Raw genomic sequence first — 363 nt, forward strand, 5'->3', positions numbered from 1 at the left:
GGTTTCGTGGTCCGGAGGACGGATTGGGGTTCCGGCGTGGGGGAACACGGAACGGCCCGAGTATAGCCTCACCTTTCGCGGCTCCGAAACTGGCGGCGGTGGGCGACCCGTGACCTTTGGGGCATACGGCACGACGTCGTTTGGTGATCTACTTATCTACAACACCATTCACGCCATCCACCAAGGACACGACGATGACGCGACCGCTGATGCGCCGCACTGCCACTTGCGCTGCCGCGCTGCTGGTCACCACCACGCTGCTGCTGAGCGCCTGCAAGCCGGCCGCCGAGGCCAAGGCCAAGGTCGCCGACAGCGAGAAGGCGCCGGAGGCGGTGCCGGTGGAGGTGGCGGCGGCCAGCCGCC

General features: G+C 67.5%; 1 pseudogene. It reads left to right on the plus strand.

The features are described 5' to 3' along the window. Positions 1 to 194: 194 nt before the first annotated feature. Positions 195 to 363: pseudogene (locus D180_RS24835) on the plus strand (efflux transporter periplasmic adaptor subunit); the annotation flags it as partial.

This window comes from Xanthomonas sp. SHU 166, assembly GCF_000364685.1.
Taxonomy (GTDB): domain Bacteria; phylum Pseudomonadota; class Gammaproteobacteria; order Xanthomonadales; family Xanthomonadaceae; genus Xanthomonas_A; species Xanthomonas_A sontii.